Raw genomic sequence first — 15,163 nt, 5'->3', positions numbered from 1 at the left:
GGGGCGAGCCCGCGCATCACCTTGGATGCGCTCGGCGCGACGTTCGCGATGAACGCCGGCAATATCGGCCGCGCCGCCGAGGCCGCCGCCGCGGTGCTGGCCGATCCGGCCGCCGACGACATGGCGGTGGCCTGGGCCGGCAGCGCCGCGGCGCTGTGTGCGGCGCGGGCCGGACGATTCGACGACGTCGGGCCGCTGGCCCACCGCGCGCTGGACGCCGAACATCCCGGGCTGCTGCGGTTCACCATCGGGCTGGCCGAGATCACCGTGCTGCTGATGACGGGACGGCTCACCGACGCGCGCGAACTCGCCCGGCAATTCACCGATTTCGCCGAACTGGCCCAGCCCGGGCGGGCGATCGGCGAGGTGCTGGTGGCCCAGGTGCTGATCGCGGCCGGCGAATTCGACGCCGCGACACAGCTACTGGTACCGGCCGCGGCCGCCTTGGAGCGCACCGGCTACTCGTGGGGCCCGCTGTCGCTGACCCTGCTGGCCACCGCGCTGGCCCGCCAGTCCGACATCGCCGGCGCGGCAAAGGCGCTGAGCCGCGCCGAGTCCCGGCACGGAACGAAGTCGGCGCTGTTCGCTCCGGAGTTGGGGATGGCCCGCGCCTGGCAACGGGCCGGGATGCGCGACCGGCACGGCGCCATCACCGCTGCCCGAGACGCCGCCCGGCTGGCCGAGCGCAGCGGCCAGTCGGCGGTGGCGCTGCAGGCCTGGCACACCGCCGTCCAGCTCGGCGATGCGCGCGCGGCCGACCCGCTGGCCCGGTTGTGCGACGAGATCGATTGCGCCCTGGGCAAAACGGCGTTGGCTCAGGCCCGCGCGCTGGCCGGCAGCTAGCCGGACAGGAACCGGCGCAGCAGCGCCGTCGCCGCACTGATCTGCTCGACCGGCACCCGCTCGTCGACGCAGTGCGCCAGATTGGGATCACCGGGGCCGTAGTTGACCGCGGGGATGCCGCGGGCGGCGAACCGGGCGACGTCGGTCCAGCCGTACTTGGCCCGTACTTGTCCGTCGGCGGCGGCCACCAGCGCGGCAGCGGCCGGCGCGGTGAGTCCCGGCAGGGCGCCGACGGCGGAGTCGGTCCGCTCGATCACCACGTGCAGGCCGTCGAACACCTCCTGCACGTGGGTCAGCGCCTCGTGAGGCGTGCGGTCCGGGGCGAAGCGGAAGTTCACCGTGACGCTGGCGGCATCGGGGATGACGTTGCCGGCCACCCCGCCGTCGATGCGCACCGCCGACAGGCCCTCGCGGTAGACGCAGCCGTCGATGTCGATACTGCGCGGCTGGTAGGCGGCGAGCCGGTTCAGCACCGCCCCCAGTTTGTGGATCGCGTTGTCACCCAGCCACGATCGCGCCGAGTGCGCCCGGGTACCGGCCGCGGTGATGACGACCCGCAGGGTGCCCTGGCAACCGGCCTCGATGTAGCCCCCGGTGGGCTCACCGAGGATGGCGAGATCGGCCGCCAGCCAGTCCGGCAGGTTGCGTTCGATGCGGCCCAGCCCGTTGGCCGCCGCCTCGATCTCCTCGCAGTCGTAGAAGACCAGCGTCAGGTCGTGGGCGGGTTCGGTGAGGGTGGCCGCCAGGTGCAGGAAAACGGCGTCACCGGATTTCATGTCGACAGTGCCGCAGCCGTGCAACATGTCGCCTTGGGCATCGGTGGTGCGCCGGCTGGGCAGGTTGCCGGCCACCGGCACGGTGTCCAGATGTCCGGCCAGCAGCACCCTGGTCGGTCGACCCAGCTGGGTGCGGGCCAGCACCGCGTCGCCGTCGCGGATGATCTCGAAACCGGAAGTCTGCGCCCGCAGCGCGGCCTCCACCTCGTCGGCGATCCGCGCTTCGTGCCGCGACTCGCTGGGGATGTCGACCAGCGCCGCGGTCAGCGCGATCGGGTCGGAGCGCAGATCCAGCACGGACCCAGCCTAACGGGTCGCATCTCCCGGCGAGCAGACGTGAAAGCGCCCGATTTCCACGTGCGCAGGGGCCTTTTGCGTCTGCTCGCGGAAAGAAATAGCCTGACCGGCGTGACTGGAGCTTCGGGCGTCGGAGTAGCGACGCTGGCCGCAGACGGATCAGTGCTCGACACCTGGTTTCCCGCCCCGGAGCTGGGCGGCTCGGGTGAGTCCGGAACCACCAGGATTGCCGGGGACGACGTGCCCGCCGAGCTGGCCGGGCTGCTCGGCCGCGACGAGGACCGCGGCACCGAGACGGTCGCGGTGCACACGGTCATCGGCTCGCTCGCGGACAAAGCCGTCGACGCCTACGACGCCTACCTGCGACTGCACCTGCTCTCCCACCGCCGGGTCGCGCCGCACGGACTCAACGCCGACGGCCTGTTCGGGGTGCTGACCAACGTGGTCTGGACCAATTACGGGCCCTGCGCGGTCGAGAGCTTCGAGTCGGTGCGCGCCCGGCTGCGCCGGCGCGGCCCGGTGACCGTGTACGGGGTGGACAAGTTCCCGCGCATGGTCGACTACGTGCTGCCGTCCGGAGTGCGCATCGCCGACGCCGACCGGGTGCGCTTGGGCGCGCACCTGGCGCCGGGCACCACGGTGATGCACGAAGGATTCGTCAACTTCAACGCCGGCACGCTGGGCGCCTCGATGGTCGAGGGCCGCATCTCGGCGGGCGTGGTGGTCGGCGACGGCTCCGATGTCGGTGGCGGCGCGTCGATCATGGGGACGCTGTCCGGCGGTGGCACAGAAGTGATTTCGATCGGCGAGCGCTGCCTGTTGGGGGCCAACGCCGGGCTGGGCATCCCGCTGGGCGACGACTGTGTGATCGAGGCCGGGCTCTATGTCACCGCTGGGACCAAGGTCGCCATGCCCGACGGCGGCACGGTCAAGGCCCGCGAGCTGGCCGGGGGGAACAACCTGCTGTTCCGCCGCAATTCGCAGACCGGCGCGGTCGAGGTGGTCGCCCGCGACGGTCAGGGCATCGCGCTCAACGAGGACCTGCACGCCAACTAGACCAGCGCCTCTTCACGGTCGCGCTCGATCGGCTGCGGCCAGGGCTGCGGAACCGGGCGCGGACGCACGATCTGGGGCCACCAGAACCAGCGCCCGAGCAGCGTGGCCACCGATGGCGTCATCAACGACCGGACGATCAGGGTGTCGAAGAGCAGACCCAGTCCGATCGTCGTGCCGACCTGACCGATCACGATCAACGAGCTGACCGCCATGGAGGCCATGGTGAAGGCGAACACCAGGCCCGCGGCCGTGACCACCGCGCCGGTGCCGACCATGGCGCGGATGAGCCCGGTGTGCAGGCCCGCGTGGATCTCCTCCTTGATGCGCGAGACCAGCAGCAGGTTGTAGTCCGCGCCGACGGCAAGCAGGACGATGACCGACATCGGCAGCACCATCCAGTGCAGCGGGATGCCCACCAGGTGTTGCCAGAGCAGGACTGACAGTCCGAACGCCGAGCCGAGACTGAGCACCACCGTGCCGACGATCACCGTCGCGGCGACCACGGCGCGGGTCAGCACCATCATGATGATGAAGATCAGGATCAGTGCGGCCGTGGCAACGATCAGCAAGTCGTAGTTGGCGCCCTGCTGCATGTCGTAGAACATCGCCGCGCTGCCGCCGAGGTAGATCTTGGCGCCCTCGAACGGGGTTCCCTTGATCGCGTCGGCCGCCGCGACCTTGAGCGCTTCGATGCGCGATATTCCCTCGGGCGTCAACGGGTCACCCTGGTGAATGATGGTGAACCGCACCGCATGTCCATCCGGCGACATGAACAGCTTGATGCCGCGTTTGAAGTCGGCGGTGTCGAAGGCTTCCGGCGGCAGGTAGAACGAATCGTCGTTCTTGGCGGTGTCGAACGCCTCGCCCATGGCCGTGGAGTTCTCCTGCATCGCCATGTTCTGGTCCTGCTGGGCCTTCTGCACCTGGTATTGGTTGAGCAACGTCTGCTTCTGGTTCTTCATCGACTGGATCTGCGCCGGCATGACGGCGACCATCCGCGGCATCAGCTCGGCCATGCGCTGCATGTCGGGCACGATCTCATCGAAGTCGGCAGACATGGTGTCGACGCCGTCCAGGGCGTCGAAAATCGACCGCAACGACCAGCAGATCGGGATGTCGAAGCAGTGCGGTTCCCAGTAAAAGTAGTTGCGGAACACCCGGAAGAAATCGTCGAAATCGGCCATGTGATTGCGCATTTCGCCGATGTCGACGGCCGTGTTGGACATCTTGTCGGCCATCCGCTGCGACACCTCGGCCAGATCCTGCTGGATGCTCATCATCTCGGTCATCGAGTCGATGCTGGCCTGCAGATCGTCGGCCTGCTTGAGCAAGTTCTCCAGGTTGGTCTGCATGTAGTCGTTGTTCATCAGCTGAGCGGTGCCGCTCTGGCCGAGGGTGTACGGGATCGTCGAATGTTTGATCGGGTCCCCATCGGGGCGGGTGATGGTCTGCACTTGGGCGATGCCGTGCACGTGCTTGAGTGCCTTGGCGATCTTGTCGATCACCAGGAAGTCCGCCGGGTTCCGCAGGTCCCGGTCGGCTTCGACCATCATCAGGTCGGGATTCATCTTCGCCTGGGAGAAGTGCCGGAACGCCGCCGAGTAGCCCACGTTCGCCGCGACGTCATCGGGCAGGTAGATGCGGTCGTTGTAGCTGGTGTGATACCCGGGCAGCGCAAGCAGGCCGATCAGCGCGGCCGCGACGGCCGCCACCAGGATCGCTCCGGGCCAGCGAACGGTGCTGGTACCGACCCGGTGCCAGCCGGTCGAGCGGGTGATGCGCTTGGGTTCCAGAACGCGACCGAAGCGACTGCACACCGAAATGACTGCGGGCCCCAGGGTTAACGCCGCGGCGACCACGATCACCATGCCGATCGACAGTGGGAAGCCCATCGTCTGGAAGTACGGCAGCCGGGTGAAGTGCAAGCAGAACGTCGCCCCGGCAATGGTCAACCCGGAGGCCAACACCACATGCGCAGTTCCGTGGAACATGTTGTAGTAGGCGGCTTCTCGATCCTGACCAGCTTTGCGCGCTTCTTGATATCGACCGATCAGGAAGATCGCGTAATCGGTGGAGGCGGCAATCGCCAGCGTCACCAGCATGTTGGTGGCGAAGGTGGTCAGGCCGAACAGGTTGTGGAATCCCATAAATGCCACCAGCCCCCGGGCGGCCGACAGCTCGAGCACGACCATCACCAGGACGATCAGTGTGGTGATGATGGACCGGTAGACGGTCAGCAACATCACCGTGATGACGGCGAAGGTGAGCATTTCGATGGTCTCCATGCTCTTGTCACCGACGTGGTTCTGATCGGTGCTGGTGGCCGCGGGCCCCGTCACGTAGGCCTTCACACCGGCCGGCGCGGGAACCTCGGATGCGATGTGGCGCACCGCCTCCACCGACTCGTTGGCCAGTGTCTCGCCCTGGTCACCGGCGATGTAGACCTGAACGTAGGCGGCCTTGCCGTCGGCGCTCTGGGCGCCCTTGGCGGTCAGTGTGTCGCCCCAGAAGTCTTGGACGTGCTGCACGTGGGCGGTGTCGGCACGCAGATCGCGCACCATTTGGTCATAGAACTCGTGCGCCTGCGCGCCCAGCGGCTCGTCGCCTTCGAGCACGATCATCACCGAGCTCGAAGTGTCGTACTCTTCGAACACCTTGCCGACGCGCTTGGTGGCGATCATCGACGGTGCGTCGTTGGGACTCATCGACACCGCACGCAGTTTGCCGACGTCCTCGAGCTGCGGAACGACGACGTTCAGCACGGCGATCAGGGCGATCCAGGCCAGGATGATCGGCACCGCGAACGTCCGGATGAACCGGGGCAGCCACGGCCGCCCGGTCGGCGCGGTCATGCTGCCTTCACAAAGCAGAAGGTCTCGGCATTCACTCCGGTAGCCGTCCTTTCCTGTTTGACCTCGTCGTCGACGGTGACCCGGCAGCTGATGCTGTCGCCGTCGCCCTGGGCCAGGATGTTGGGCATCACCGAGGGCAGGGTGGTCTGCAGCGTCAAAGTCCACGGCAACGCCACATCGGCGACGCGCTGCGGCTTGCCTTCGAGGTCCATGTAGTTGATGACCGCCGTCGTGCCCGAGCCGAAGATCTCGTACGTCACGAACTTCGGGTTGAAGTCCTCGGCGTTGTCCGAGGACAAGTCGGTCACCACCACGGGATGCGAACCGAACACCGTCCGCAGCTGGGCGACCGTGATGGCCCCCGCTGCGACCGCCACCGCGATCAGGGCCGGGAGCCACGCACGTTTGATGAGCCTGTTCATCGCTACCTTCCCGACGTTGATATTGCGGTCGACAGCCACGGCAGGCGCTTTCGCTGTTCCAGGTAGTCAAGCTAACTACGTAAGCGGATACAGTCAATCCACTTATGGCGTTGCTCACATTAGACTCGTCGGTGTGAGTTCCAAGAAGACGGCGGACCGCCCGCTGCGAAAGGATGCCGAGCGCAATCGGAAGCGCATCCTGGCAGCGGCCCGCGAGCTGTTTGCGAGCAAGGGCCTGGAGCCCAATCTCAACGATGTCGCGCACCATGCCGGTGTGGGAGTCGGAACCGTGTACCGGCGGTTCGCCACCAAGGAGGAGCTTCTCGAGGCGATCTTCGAAGACGGCGTCAATCAGCTCGCCGACTTGGCGGAAACAGCTCTGCAGCAACCTGACTCATGGCACGGGCTGGTCTGGTACGTCGAGCAGATGTGTGAGATCACCGCGACCGACCGAGGGTTGCGGGAGATCGCCTTCAGCAAGGCATACGGCGGCGATCGAGTGACGGCTGCCCAGGAGCGACTTGTCCCCGTGCTGAAAAGGCTCGTCGAGCGCGCGCGCGCCGACGGTCGCCTGCGTCCGGACCTCTCCGATACGGACATGCCGATCTTCGGGCTTCTGGCCGGCACGGTCAGCGAGTTCGCCGGTCACATCGACGCCGAGCTGTGGCGCCGTTATGTGGCCATCCTTCTTGACGGAATGCGTTACCGCAGTGACCAATTGCCGCTACCGGTTGCTGCGCTCGACGATGACGGCGTCGAAGCCGCGATGCGCACCTGGGAGCCCGCAGGCCCCTGCTCCCCGCCCAGGGTGGGCGTTACAGCATCGCGTTGCTGATCTTGTCGCTGTCCTTGCCGATCGTCTTGCAGTAGGCGCTGACCGCCACCCGCGTCGCCGAAAGCTCCATGTTGGACGGCTCATTGCCGTGCTTGTCCTTGAGCATCTTGGACACTTCCGACCGCTGCTTCTCGTCGTCGTGGCTGTTGAACTCCTGGCAGGTGGTGTCACCGCCCTTGTTGATGACCTTGCTGACGGACGAGCACCCGCCGAGCACGAATGCCGCGACGGTAAGGACCGTCACTATGGCGAGACTGAATCGCTTCATCGGCTTCACAGCCGCGAGCCTACGTCAGCAACGCTTTCTTGAGTACCTTTCCCATTGCGTTGCGCGGCAACGCATCGACCACCCGCACCTCGCGCGGCCGCTTGTGCGCCGACAGCTGTTGGGCCACGTACGCGATCAGCTCATCGGGTTGCGCCTCGCCGTCGGAGGCGGCGACCACGAAGGCGACGATGCGCTGGCCCAGGTCTTCGTCGGGCAGTCCGACGACGGCCACCTCGGCCACCGCAGGATGGCCGAGCAGGGCGGTCTCGATCTCGCCGGCCCCGACCCGGAAGCCCCCGGACTTGATCAGGTCGACCGATTCGCGGCCGACGATCCGGTGCATCCCGTCGGCGTCGATCACCGCGACATCCCCGGTCCGGTACCAGCCGTCGGCGTCGAACGCCGCCGCCGTCGCCTCCGGCAGGTTGAGGTACCCGTCGAACAGCGTCGGCCCGCGCACCAAGAGTCGCCCGATGCTCTCTCCGTCGTGCGGGACCGGCCCGCCGTCCTCGCCGACGAGCCGGGTCTGCACGCCGCGCAGCGGCAGGCCCACCCAGCCGGGTCTGCGCTCACCGTCGACGCGGGTGCTCAGCGTGATCAGCGATTCGGTGCTGCCGTACCTTTCGATGGGCGCATGCCCGGTGAGTGCGACGAGCCGATCGAACACCGGAACCGGAAGTGCCGCACTGCCCGATACCAGCAGCCGGGCCGGCCGCAGCGCCTCGCCGGCCGCCGAGTCGGCCACCACCCGCGACCACACCGTGGGCACCCCGAAATACAGTGAACCCCCGGCGGCCGCGTAGGACTGCGGGGTCGGCTTGCCGGTGTGCACGAACCTATTGCCGACCCGCAGCGATCCCAGCAGGCCCAACACCAGACCGTGCACGTGATACAGCGGCAGGCCGTGCACCAGTACGTCGTCGGGACTCCACTGCCAGGCCTCGGCCAGGGCGTCGAGATCCGCTGCCAGCGCACGCCGGCTCAACTGCACGCCCTTGGGCGGCCCGGTGGTGCCGGAGGTGTAGATCACCAGTGCGGTGTCGTCTTCCGGCTGTTGGGCCGACCCATACGACGATCCGGCGCCGCGCCGCGCCGGACAGTGCGGCAGGCCGGCGAGCTCGTCGGGCCGCTCCCCCAGCCACGCCTGCGCGCCCGAGTCACGCAGGATATGCGCGCGTTCGGCGACGCCGACGTCGGCGGGCACTGGCACCACCGGCACCCCGGCGAGTAGACAGCCGGCGACCGCCAGCACGGTCGACGCCGTCGGGGTCGCCAGCACCGCGACCCGCCCCACGCCGCCGAGGTCTTCGCGCACCGCGGCCGAGGCGGCCCGCAAGTCGGCCCGGCTAAGTACGGTGTCGTCGATGCGCACCGCATCGGCGATATCGTCGGTGTCGGTGTCCAGCGAGGTCAGCAGCACCTGAGCGACGTTACCGGTTAGCTGTCCGGACGGCCGCAGCCGATCGGCCGAGCAACTTTCACCCGCCGCCCCTGGTATCAATGAATTCGTTCCATTAAATTTGCGGACAACTGCTCACCGAGAGGCCTACCGATGCGCGACCAGTCCGACCCGCGGCGCGGCGCCAATCGCAGTCAGCGGTTGCCACGAAACCAGCAGCGGGAACGGGTGCTGCGGCTGGTCGCCTGCGCCACCGGCGCGGTGGACGCCACCGAGATCGCCGAGCAGATGGGCTTACACGTCACCACGGTCCGCTTCCACCTCGACGCACTGTGCGAGGACGGTTCTGTCGCGCGGACCCGGATCAAGCGGGACGGCGTCGGGCGCCCCCGCACCGGATACGTCGCCGTGCGTGACCGGTTGGACTACCGCAGCCTCGCCGAGATCCTCGCGATGGAGCTCGGCGACACCGCCGCCGAGCGTCGGCAGCGCGCCGAACGGGCCGGCCGACGCTGGGCCGGCCGGATCCTCGCCGAGGGCGCGTCCGCCGATCCGGCCGAGCCGAACGCTAGCGCTGTCGAGCCCGGCGTCGACGACTCCGCCGACCGGATCGCGCTGATCTTCGACCGAATGGGCTTCGGCCCTGAGATCACCGCGGCAGCCGACGCCGGCGAGGGCCGGCGCGAGTGCGCGATCCGGCTGCACAGCTGCCCGGTCCGCGATTTGGCGCGGTCACACCCGGAAGTCAGCTGCGCCATGCACCTGGGCCTGCTGCGCGGGCTGCTCAACCCGGACGGAACCGACAGCGAAAAAACTGCGCTGAGCGCGGAATTGGACCCGTTCGTCGAGCCCGAGCTGTGCATCGCCAAGGTGATCGCTCGCTAACCGCACCTGGATGCGTCGGCCTCACCCGGTGACGTCCTCCTTACGCCGGATGTGCAGCTCGTCGCGTAACCGGGGCACCATGTGCGGGTAGTGCATTTCGAAAGCCGGGCGCTCCGAACGGATCCTGGGCAGCTCGGTGAAATTGTGCCGCGGCGGCGGACAGCTGGTCGCCCACTCCAGCGAGTTGCCGTAGCCCCACGGATCATCCACGGTGACGACTTCGCCGAAGCGCCAACTGCGAAATACGTTCCACAGGAACGGCAGTACCGAAACGGCGAGGATGAACGCCCCGAGGGTGGAGACGATGTTGAATGGCTGGAAATCGTCGGTGGGCAAGTAGTCGGCGTAACGGCGTGGCATGCCCATGTTGCCCAGCCAGTGCTGCACCAAAAACGCGGTGTGAAACCCGATGAACGTCAGCCAGAAGTGCAGCTTGCCCAGCCGCTCGTCGAGCAGCCGGCCGATCATCTTCGGGAACCAGAAATAGATGCCGGCGAACGTCGAGAACACGATGGTGCCGAACAGCACGTAGTGAAAATGCGCCACCACGAAATAAGTGTCGTGGACGTGGAAGTCCAGCGGCGGACTGGCCAGCATCACCCCGGTCAGCCCGCCGGCCAAAAACGTCACCGCGAACCCGATCGAGAACAGCATCGGCGTCTCAAAAGTCAACTGGCCCTTCCACATCGTGCCGATCCAGTTGAAGAACTTGATACCGGTCGGCACTGCGATCATGAAGCTCATGGCTGCGAAGAACGGCAGCAGAACCGCACCGGTGGCGAACATGTGATGCGCCCAGACCGCCGTGGACAGGCCCGCGATACTCATCGTCGCGTACACCATCTGGGTGTAACCGAACATCGGCTTGCGGGAGAACACCGGGAAGATCTCGGTGACGATGCCGAAGAACGGCAGCGCGACGATGTACACCTCGGGGTGCCCGAAGTACCAGAACAGGTGCTGCCACAGCAGCGCTCCGCCGTTGGCCGCGTCATAAAGGTGCCCGCCCAGGTGCCGGTCGACCGCTAAGCCCATCAGGGCCGCGGTCAGCAGCGGGAAGACGATCAGCACCATGATCGAGGTGATCAGGACATTCCAGGTGAAGATCGGCATCCGGAACATCGTCATCCCCGGAGCGCGCATGCAGACCACGGTGGTGATCATGTTCACCGCGCCCAGGATGGTGCCCAGCCCGGAGACCGCCAGCCCCATGATCCACAGGTCTGCTCCGGCGCCGGGCGCATGCATCAGGCCGCTCAGCGGGGTGTAGGCGGTCCAGCCGAAATCAGCCGCGCCGCCGGGCGTCAGGAACCCGGCGACGACGATCAACGCGCCGAACAGGTACAACCAATAAGCGAGGGCGTTGAGCCGCGGGAACGCCACATCCGGGGCGCCGATCTGCAACGGCAGCACCAGGTTGGCGAAACCGAAGACGATCGGCGTCGCGTAGAGCAGCAACATGATGGTGCCGTGCATGGTGAACAACTGGTTGTACTGCTCGTTGGACAGAAACTGCAGTCCCGGCGCAGCCAGTTCGGTGCGCATCAGCAACGCCATCAGGCCAGCGGTCAAAAAGAAGCCGAACGTGGTCACCATGTACAAGATGCCGATCAGCTTGTGGTCGGTAGTGGTGATGACCCGGTAGACCAAGGCCCCGCGCGGGCCGCTGCGGGGCGGGTACGGGCGCACCGGTGACAGCGCCCTGCTCGGAACGCTCCCCACGCTCACGCGACGCCCCGGTTCGCCACGTCAGCCATCGGCCCGCCTCCCGCCGAAGTCCTAGCCCCGTCGGCAGCAAGCGTGCCGGCCAGACCAGCGGTTTATAACGGTCCATGCTACGTGAAATCGGTGCCGGCGGTCAGGCGATCGCCCGGCCCGCATATGCGACGGCGATCTCGGCGGCCAGCCGCGCATTAGCCAGCACCAGTGCGACATTGGCCGCGACCGAGGCGCCCCGGGTGCCGCGGTGAAAATAAGCGAGCAGGAACGGCGTGACGTCCTTGCCGCGCACCCCCGCCGCCTCGGCGGCGGCCAACCCGTCGGTGAGCACCCGATCATGCAGTGCCCGATCGAGTTCGGCCTCGGGGGCGATCGGGTTGGCCAGCACCAGCCCGTAGCCGTCGGTGCCCAGCCGGGCACGTGCCCGCAGCACCGCGGCGACCTGCTTCGGCGTGTCGACGCGCCAGTCCACCGGGTGGCCGGATTCGGCCAAATAGAACGCGGGGAACCGGTCGGTGCGATAACCGATGACCCCGACCCCGAGCGTTTCCAACCGCTCGAGCGTCGCACCGATGTCCAGGATCGACTTGACGCCCGAACACACCACCAGCACCGGAGTGCGCGACAGGGTCGTCAGATCCGCGGACTCGTCCCAGCTTTCGCGTGCGCCGCGGTGCACACCGCCCAGCCCGCCGGTGGCGAACACCGCGATGCCCGCCGAGGCCGCCAGGTGCGCGGTCGCGGCGACCGTCGTCGCGCCGTCTCCGCCGGTGGCCGACAGCATCGCGATGTCGCGGACGCTGACCTTGACCGCCATGCCCGCGGTGGCCAGATGGTGCAGCGCGCCGTCGTCGAGACCGACGTGCGGCTGGCCCCCGATGATCGCGATGGTGGCCGGCACGGCTCCGGCCGCGCGCACCGCGTTCTCGATCTTGCGGGCGATGCGCAGGTTCTCCGGGCGCGGCAGCCCGTGGGTGATGATCGTGCTTTCCAGCGCCACCACGGCCCGACCGGCGGCCAGCGCATCGGCGACTTCGGGATGGACACGCACCGGTCCAGCCTATTGCGCCCAACAAACATGTCGCAGCCGCCGATCGCGTCGGACCATGCTGATAGCGTCCGCGCCAGCACAGCGAGAGGGGAAGGTGCCGTGGTCGAGCAGAGACGCAGACGGCGGGGTTACGCCGCGGTGGCGGTGGCCTTGTCGCTGCTTGCGCCGGCCGCGCCCGCGGCCGCCGACCCGGTTGCGGTCGGTGCCGACGCATCTCTCGTACTGGCCAAGCTCGACACGCTCCCGATCAAGGGCCGGGCACCCAAGACGGGCTACGAGCGCGCACTGTTCGGCCAGGCCTGGAGCGACGACGTGACAGTGCCCGAAGGCCACAACGGTTGCGACACTCGCAACGACATCCTGCGCCGGGACCTGGTCGACATCGAGATCAAGCCGGGCAGCAACGATTGCGTGGTGCTCTCGGGTGTCCTGAACGATCCGTACACCGGTACCGCGATCGCCTTCCAGCGCGGCCGGGGCACCTCCCGTGCGGTGCAGATCGACCATGTCGTGGCGTTGTCGGATGCCTGGCAGAAGGGCGCTCAGCAGTGGGATGAGACCACCCGGCGCAATTTCGCCAATGATCCGCTGAACCTGCAGGCCACCAGCGGGCCGATCAACGAGCAGAAGGGCGACGGCGATGCGGCGACGTGGTTGCCGCCCAACAAGTCCTACCGCTACACCTACGTCTCGCGCATCGTCGAGGTGAAGGCCGCCTACGGGCTGTGGGTCACCCAGGCCGAGCACGATGCGATCGCGCGGATTCTGGGCGCACAATACGGTGCTCCCGACCAGCCGCTGCCTCCGGAAGCGCCGTCGGAGGCCACACCCCCGGTCGAGCAGACCCCGACCGAACCGGTGCCGTTCGCCGGTCCGGTTGACGGGGCGCCCGCGTTCTTCCCGAACTGCGCTGCCGCCCGGGCCGCCGGCGCCGCCCCGATACTGGCCGGGCAACCCGGATACCGCTCCGGGTTGGACGGCGACGGCGACGGCATCGCCTGCGAATAGCCGCCGCGACCGTCAGCCGGCGGAAAACGGGCGTGCCATCACCTTGTGCTGAAAGCCGTACCTGGGTCCGGATCCCCTGGCGCCGAGTCCGGCACCGGCCAGCGGCATCCCGCCCATCAGATGGCCGGAACCTTCCATATCGGGGCTGATGGCCGAGACGGTGCTGACCGGTATCGGCGCGACCGACGCCGCTGCGGGACCGGCCGTCCAGCTAGCCGGGACCGACAAACGCCCGGCCGCCGCGGCATTGCCCAGCCCAGCCGCCACCGGGGCGGCGCCGCCGAGTTGGGCGCCCAGTCCAGCCGCCGGCAGCGCCGCCGGTAGCGCCCCGGCGGCTGCCTTGGCACCGTCACCGGCCGCCTTCGCGGCGGCGGTAGCCGGCGCCAGCGCCTTGGACAGGGCCACCCCACTGTTGACCGCGCCGGTGGAGAAGTGCGCTATCGCAATGCTGCTCTGCGTCGGAGCGACATAGGACGTCCACGGGGCCAGCAAATTGGCTACCGGACTTCCGGGTGTGTATTTCAGACCCACCATCGTGTAGAGATCGCTCAACATGCTGTCCAGTGGCGACGTCGACGACTCCGCTGCTCCGACCGTCGATGAGGCAGGCGAGGTCAAGCTCGCCAGCGCGGACTGGAGCGCGGAGACCAGTTGCGCGTTCTGCGAGTCGTTCGTGGTGGTCGGATCCGGTGTGTGGAACGGTGCCACCTGCGACGCCGACGCGGACTCTCCCGCATACCCATACATGGCGGCGGTGTCGCGCGCCCACATCTCACCGTAATCCGCCTCGGTCACCGCGATCGCCGGGGTGTTCTGCCCCAGCACGTTCGTCGAGACCAGGGCAGACAACTGGTTGCGATTGGCATCGACAGCGGCCGGGTGCACCGTGGAAGCCAGCGCGGTCTCGTAGGCGGTAGCGGCCTGCCGCGCCCGGGTTGCGGCCTGCTCGGCTCGCGCAGCGGTGGTGTTCATCCAGTCCACGTAGGGCGCAACGGCGTGCGCCATCGACGCCGACGCCGGCCCCAGCCAGTCCTGCCCCGTCAGACCGGTGACGATGGCCTCATAGCCGGCGGCAGCCGAGTTCAGCTCGGCGGCCAGCCTGCTCCACACCGACGCGGCGGCGACCAGCGGTGCGGATCCGGCGCCGGCATACATGCGGGCGGAGTTGACCTCCGGAGGCAATGACCCGAAATCCATTGCTGCGGACTAACTCGCCACCGCAGCGTTGACCGCTTCGGTCACCGCATACGACTCAGAACTGCTGGCCAGGGTCCGGACGAACGCCTCGTGGATCGCTGCGGCCTGTGCGCTGACCTCTTGGTAGGCGTGCGCATGCGCAGCGAATAACGCTGCAGTCAAAGCCGATACCTCGTCAGCGGCCGCCGGCGGCAAGACGGTGGTCGGGCCCGCGGCGGCTGCGTTCTGAGCGGCCACCACCGCGCCGATACCCTGCAAGCCGCTGGCGGCAGCTGCCAATGCTTCCGGTTGGGTGTTGACGAACGACATCTGCTCACTCCTAATCGTTATCCGCGCCACCGCAGTTGGGGAGGCTCTCTACTTGGCAGACTATTCGGATCCGAAGCTGGTGTCGCCCGCCAACTCTGCCGGCGTGCGACCCCACCCGTGCGCCACACCCCGTTCAACGAAAGTTCACGAAAACATCCTGATCACTGCAAACACCACGGAGGGGGCGCCGGAATCCGTACCGTGCAACCAGCCGATCAGAGAAATAATCCCAACGCGGATAATATC

Annotated in this window: 13 protein-coding genes and 1 pseudogene; 5 read left to right on the top strand and 9 right to left on the bottom strand. The window is 67.7% G+C overall.

The genetic code is table 11. The annotated features are described in order from the left end of the window. Positions 1-843: pseudogene (locus A5648_RS18715) on the top strand (AAA family ATPase); the annotation flags it as partial. Here the strand turns inward: A5648_RS18715 and dapE are convergent. Continuing rightward, the gene (dapE, locus tag A5648_RS18710; protein ID WP_065025976.1) at positions 840-1,916 is read right to left on the bottom strand and encodes a succinyl-diaminopimelate desuccinylase; all 1,077 of its coding nucleotides are present in this window, start codon (positions 1,914-1,916) and stop codon (positions 840-842) included. The pseudogene A5648_RS18715 and the gene dapE overlap by 4 nt on opposite strands. Positions 1,917-2,018: 102 nt before the next feature. Between dapE and dapD the strand changes: the two genes are divergently transcribed. Further along, the gene (dapD, locus tag A5648_RS18705; protein WP_109470846.1) at positions 2,019-2,972 is read left to right on the top strand and encodes a 2,3,4,5-tetrahydropyridine-2,6-dicarboxylate N-succinyltransferase; all 954 of its coding nucleotides are present in this window, start codon (positions 2,019-2,021) and stop codon (positions 2,970-2,972) included. Here dapD and A5648_RS18700 read toward each other — a convergent pair. Together A5648_RS18700 and A5648_RS18695 are read right to left on the bottom strand one after the other, a co-directional pair. Then, on the bottom strand, positions 2,969-5,824 hold the full coding sequence (locus tag A5648_RS18700) for an RND family transporter (protein WP_065025974.1): 2,856 nt from the start codon (positions 5,822-5,824) through the stop codon (positions 2,969-2,971). The two genes, dapD and A5648_RS18700, sit on opposite strands and share 4 nt — an antisense overlap. Beyond that, positions 5,821-6,246 carry an MmpS family transport accessory protein gene (locus A5648_RS18695; RefSeq protein WP_065025973.1) on the bottom strand — a complete coding sequence of 142 codons (426 nt, stop codon included), beginning with the start codon at positions 6,244-6,246 and terminating at the stop codon, positions 5,821-5,823. The genes A5648_RS18700 and A5648_RS18695 overlap by 4 nt, the downstream gene beginning before the upstream one ends. A 133-nt stretch (positions 6,247-6,379) precedes the next feature. Between A5648_RS18695 and A5648_RS18690 the strand changes: the two genes are divergently transcribed. Next, positions 6,380-7,081, top strand: a complete 702-nt coding sequence (locus A5648_RS18690) for a TetR/AcrR family transcriptional regulator (protein WP_065025972.1) — start codon at positions 6,380-6,382, stop codon at positions 7,079-7,081. Here A5648_RS18690 and A5648_RS18685 read toward each other — a convergent pair. Then, positions 7,062-7,349: a hypothetical protein gene (locus A5648_RS18685; protein ID WP_065025971.1), complete on the bottom strand. Its 288-nt coding sequence runs from the start codon at positions 7,347-7,349 to the stop codon at positions 7,062-7,064. The genes A5648_RS18690 and A5648_RS18685 overlap by 20 nt on opposite strands. Positions 7,350-7,368: 19 nt before the next feature. Continuing rightward, the gene (locus A5648_RS18680; RefSeq protein ID WP_065025970.1) at positions 7,369-8,769 is read right to left on the bottom strand and encodes an acyl-CoA synthetase; all 1,401 of its coding nucleotides are present in this window, start codon (positions 8,767-8,769) and stop codon (positions 7,369-7,371) included. Positions 8,770-8,901: 132 nt separating this feature from the next. Here A5648_RS18680 and A5648_RS18675 point away from each other — a divergent pair, with 132 nt between their 5' ends. Continuing rightward, complete coding sequence (locus A5648_RS18675) at positions 8,902-9,633, top strand: helix-turn-helix transcriptional regulator (protein ID WP_065025969.1); 732 nt, start codon at positions 8,902-8,904, stop codon at positions 9,631-9,633. Positions 9,634-9,654: 21 nt separating this feature from the next. Here A5648_RS18675 and ctaD read toward each other — a convergent pair whose 3' ends face one another. Both ctaD and A5648_RS18665 read right to left on the bottom strand, forming a co-directional pair. Beyond that, complete coding sequence (ctaD, locus tag A5648_RS18670; protein ID WP_065025968.1) at positions 9,655-11,361, bottom strand: aa3-type cytochrome oxidase subunit I; 1,707 nt, start codon at positions 11,359-11,361, stop codon at positions 9,655-9,657. A 130-nt stretch (positions 11,362-11,491) separates the two neighbouring features. Then, positions 11,492-12,403, bottom strand: coding sequence for a pseudouridine-5'-phosphate glycosidase (locus A5648_RS18665; RefSeq protein WP_065025967.1), 912 nt, complete (start codon positions 12,401-12,403; stop codon positions 11,492-11,494). Between the two features lie 27 nt (positions 12,404-12,430). On the opposite strand from A5648_RS18665, the gene A5648_RS18660 reads away from it, so the two are divergent. After that, on the top strand, positions 12,431-13,411 hold the full coding sequence (locus A5648_RS18660) for a GmrSD restriction endonuclease domain-containing protein (protein WP_082966583.1): 981 nt from the start codon (positions 12,431-12,433) through the stop codon (positions 13,409-13,411). 12 nt (positions 13,412-13,423) lie between these two features. Here A5648_RS18660 and A5648_RS18655 read toward each other — a convergent pair whose 3' ends face one another. Both A5648_RS18655 and A5648_RS18650 read right to left on the bottom strand, forming a co-directional pair. Beyond that, positions 13,424-14,608 (bottom strand): PPE family protein, encoded by a 1,185-nt coding sequence (locus tag A5648_RS18655; RefSeq protein WP_065025965.1) that lies wholly within the window; start codon positions 14,606-14,608, stop codon positions 13,424-13,426. Between the two features lie 9 nt (positions 14,609-14,617). Continuing rightward, a complete protein-coding gene (locus A5648_RS18650; protein ID WP_064854541.1) occupies positions 14,618-14,917 on the bottom strand; it encodes a PE family protein in 300 nt (99 codons plus the stop codon). Between the last annotated feature and the right edge of the window lie 246 nt (positions 14,918-15,163).

Origin of the sequence: Mycolicibacter sinensis (assembly GCF_001673565.1) — a bacterium.
GTDB lineage: Bacteria > Actinomycetota > Actinomycetes > Mycobacteriales > Mycobacteriaceae > Mycobacterium > Mycobacterium sinense_C.
This window is presented reverse-complemented; position numbering and strand designations above follow the sequence as displayed.